The organism is Agrobacterium sp. DKPNP3 (assembly GCF_052686535.1).
On the sequence record NZ_JBQYSN010000170.1, the window covers coordinates 1 to 3,786 of the forward strand.

The 3,786-nt window shown below is 61.6% G+C and carries 4 protein-coding genes; all 4 read left to right on the plus strand.

What is annotated here, in order from left to right:
- The coding region (locus ACUTJJ_RS24835; protein WP_445543758.1) for an ABC transporter ATP-binding protein at positions 1-676 on the plus strand (676 nt) is incomplete at its 5' end.
- Positions 673-1,551 carry an ABC transporter permease gene (locus ACUTJJ_RS24840; RefSeq protein ID WP_445543759.1) on the plus strand — a complete coding sequence of 293 codons (879 nt, stop codon included), beginning with the start codon at positions 673-675 and terminating at the stop codon, positions 1,549-1,551. The genes ACUTJJ_RS24835 and ACUTJJ_RS24840, both read left to right, overlap by 4 nt.
- Positions 1,552-1,562: 11 nt before the next feature.
- Complete coding sequence (locus tag ACUTJJ_RS24845; RefSeq protein WP_445543760.1) at positions 1,563-2,357, plus strand: ABC transporter permease; 795 nt, start codon at positions 1,563-1,565, stop codon at positions 2,355-2,357.
- A 10-nt stretch (positions 2,358-2,367) separates the two neighbouring features.
- Entirely contained in the window at positions 2,368-3,768 is a 1,401-nt protein-coding gene (locus ACUTJJ_RS24850) for an ethanolamine ammonia-lyase subunit EutB (RefSeq protein WP_445543761.1), read from the plus strand.
- Positions 3,769-3,786 lie beyond the last annotated feature (18 nt).

Below are 3,786 nucleotides of genomic sequence, written 5' to 3' on the forward strand. Positions count from 1 at the left end.
CGCCCAGCTTTCCGGCGGCCAGCAGCAGCGCGTCGCGCTGGCGCGCGCCCTCGTCATCCAGCCGTCCATCCTTCTGTTCGATGAACCTCTTTCCAATCTCGACGCCAAGCTGCGCGACGAGATGCGCGCCGAAATTCGCCGCATCCAGAAGCAGCTTGGCATCACCTCCATTTTCGTCACGCATGATCAGGTGGAAGCGCTCAGCATGTGCGACAAGGTCGCGGTTCTCAATGGCGGGCGTCTGGAACAGCTCGGCACGCCGCATGATCTTTATGAGCGGCCGGCGACGGCCTTCGTCGCCTCTTTCGTCGGCCGCACCAACAGGCTGGTCGGCAACGCGGCCGGCGACCGCATCACGGTTGGCGATGCGGTGCTGCGTGCGCCCGGCGCCCATAGCGGCGCGATCGACCTGATGGTAAGGCCGCACCGCATGGCAATGACAGTTGCGGGCGACGCCATTCCCGATTTCGGCGGAGCCCCCGTCAACCGCATCGCCGGCGAAGTCCGCGATGTCTATTATGCTGGCGATATCCTGCATTACGAGATTGCCGCCGGCGGCCAGACCCTCTCCGTCGAGCGCGCGACGTCGGGCGGCGAGACCCCGGTTGCGGCAGGCAGCGCGGTCAGTCTCGTCTGGCGCGTGGAAGATACTCTGGTCTTTGGAGCAAACCAATGACAGCGGCGGTCATGATCACGGCTCCCGGCGGCCGCACCTCCACCATCGTCGTTCTTGCAACCCTGCTTCTGGGGCCGATCATTGCGGTCAACGGTCTTGCCTTCGTCATGCCCGTCTTCAATCTGCTGCTGCTTTCTTTCCGTGAAAGCCTTGGCGGGGGTGGTCTCGGCGAAGCCCATACGCTTGACAACTGGACATCGACGCTGACCGACGGGTTCTATATCGAACTGATTGGCCAGAGCATCCTGACGAGCCTGATGATTACCATCCTCACCCTCATCGCCTCCTATCCCATCGCCCTTTACCTTCATAGGGCACAGGGCCGCTGGAAGACGCTTCTGCTGGTGCTGGTGATTTCGCCGCTTCTGACCTCGGCTGTGGTGCGCACCTATGGCTGGATCGCGATCCTCGCCGATGATGGCCTCATCAACAATATCCTGCTTGCGCTGGGCGCTGAAAGCGACGTGCGGCTGCTGTTCAACAAGGTCGGCGTCGTCATCGGGCTCACCGAAATCCTGATGCCCTACATGATCCTGGCGTTGCTTGCCGGTTTCGGCAGGCTCGATCCGCGTGTCGAGGAAGCGGCCGAAACGCTCGGCGCATCGCCATGGAAAGTATTCTGGCGGATCATCGTGCCGCTCACCATGCCCGGCGTGGCACTCGGCTGCCTGCTTTCCTTCGTTCTGGCCGTCAGCTCGTTCATCACGCCCAAGCTGCTTGGTGGCGGGCGCGTCTTCCTTCTGGCAACGGAAATCTACGACCAGGCGATCGTGACGCTGAACTGGCCGCTCGCCGCCACGCTGTCGATGATCATCCTCGTGATCTTCGGTGCGGCTCTGGTGCTTTATTCCCGGCTTCTGCGGGCCATTCTGTAAAGGAAAAGAATATGGAAGACCGTCCCGCTCCGCTGGCGCTGAAAATCGTCGCCTTCATCATGTTCCTTTTTCTGCTGGCGCCCGTGGTGCTTGTCGTGCCGATCTCGTTTTCGGCGGATAGCTACATGGCCTTTCCGCCGTCTGGCTGGAGCCTGCGCTGGTATGTGGAACTCATGCACAATTCCCGGATGATCGGCGCGCTCGGCACAAGCACGCTTCTCGCCGTCATCGTCACCGTGCTCTCCATGCTGATCGCGCTACCCGCCTCCTACGCAATCGTGCGGATGCGGGTGATCGGCGCGGATGCCTTGCTCGCCTTCTTCACCGCACCGCTGCTGTTGCCGACCATCGTTCTCGGCCTTGCGATCCTGATCGTCTTTGCCGGTGCGGGCCTGCTCGGCACCTTCACGGGTCTGGTGATCGCGCATCTGATCATCGTTTTGCCCTATGCGCTGCGTGTGCTTACCACGTCGCTTTCGGGCCTGCCGCTCATCTATGAGGAGGCCGCGTCCACGCTGGGGGCTTCACCTCTCAAGGTCTTCAGGCGCGTCACCATGCCGATGATCGCGCCGGGGATCGTTGCGACGGCAGCGCTGTCCTTTCTTGTCTCGTTCGATGAAGCGGTGATTTCGCTGTTCCTCACCGGTCCGCGCATCACGACGCTTCCCGTCGCCATGTATCAGCATGTCGAAACCCAGGCCGATCCGCTGGTTGCGGCCATTTCCGTTCTGCTGATCGTGCTCACGCTTGCCGTCGTCCTCATCGTGGACCGCACGGTGGGCCTGACGAAGACCTTCGTGAAGTAGGGCGCAAAGGATGGCCTATCGACAGATCGCCGCCGGCACGACCTATCGTTTCGACGATTTGAAGACCCTGATGGCAAAGGCGACGCCGGAAAGATCCGGCGACCAGCTCGCCGGCATTGCGGCGGAGGGGCCAGTGGAAAGACTGGCGGCGCAGATGGCGCTGGCCGACCTGCCGCTCTCGACCTTTTTGCGGGAAGAATTGATATCTTCGGACAATGACGAGGTGTCGGCGCTGATCTCGCGCCAGCACGACGCACGGGCGTTCGCCCCGGTGGCCTCGCTCACGGTTGGGGAATTTCGCGAATGGCTGCTCAATTCCAAGGTCGGGCACGCGGAACTGGAAGCGATTGCCTGGGGTCTGACGCCGGAAATGGTGGCGGCCGTCTCCAAGATCATGCGTCTGCAGGATCTAGTGACGGTGTCGGCCAAACGCGAAGTCGTCACCCGCTTTCGCAACACGATCGGTCTTTCCGGGCGCCTGTCCACCCGCAACCAGCCAAATCATCCAACCGATTGTTCCCGTGGCATCGCCATTTCGGCCATTGACGGATTGCTGCTCGGCAGCGGCGATGCGGTGATTGGCGTCAACCCGGCCACCAGCGCCGTGCCGGACTATATCCGCGTCGTGCAGCTGCTGGACGATCTGCGGCAATGGCTCGACATTCCCACGCAGACCTGTTGCCTTGGCCACGTGACGACGGCGATCAAGGCGATGGAGCGCGCTGCACCCGTCGACCTGGTGTTCCAGTCGATTGCCGGCTCCCAGAAGGCAAATGCAGGTTTCGGGGTCGATCTTGCCGTCTTGCGAGAGGCCCGCGATGCCGGCCTGTCGCTGAAGCGCGGGACTGTCGGCACAAACCTCATGTATTTCGAAACCGGGCAGGGCGCCGCCCTTTCGGCAAATGCGCATTTCGGTGTCGATCAGCAGACGATGGAAGCGCGCGCTTATGCCGTTGCGCGTGAATTCTCGCCGCTTCTGGTCAATACCGTCGTTGGCTTCATCGGTCCTGAATATCTTTATAATGGCAAGCAGATCATACGTGCCGGCCTTGAAGACCATTTCTGCGGAAAGCTGCTCGGCCTGCCGATGGGTGTCGATGTCTGCTACACCAACCATGCCGATGCCGACCAGGAAGACATGGACGTGCTGCTGACCATGCTGTGCGCCGCCAATGTGAACTTCGTCATCACCGTGCCGGGTTCTGACGATGTCATGCTGAACTACCAGACGCTTTCCCATCACGATTCAATCTATGCCCGTGAAACGCTCAAGCGGCCGCCTGCGCCGGAATTTCAGGCGTGGCTGGTGAAGATGGGCGTGACGGATGCTGGAGGCCAGATGATCGAGAACCCGGCGCTGATGAACCACGGGCTCCTCGAACTCGATTTTCTGGGAAGGGATGCCGCCTGATGCGAGACCGCCAGCCCT

Bases quoted from the DNA above. Each gene is read 5' to 3' on its own strand.
- ACUTJJ_RS24840 (WP_445543759.1), top strand. From the start codon at position 673: ATGACAGCGGCGGTCATGATCACGGCTCCCGGCGGCCGCACCTCCACC.
- ACUTJJ_RS24845 (WP_445543760.1), top strand. From the start codon at position 1,563: ATGGAAGACCGTCCCGCTCCGCTGGCGCTGAAAATCGTCGCCTTCATC.
- ACUTJJ_RS24850 (WP_445543761.1), top strand. From the start codon at position 2,368: ATGGCCTATCGACAGATCGCCGCCGGCACGACCTATCGTTTCGACGAT.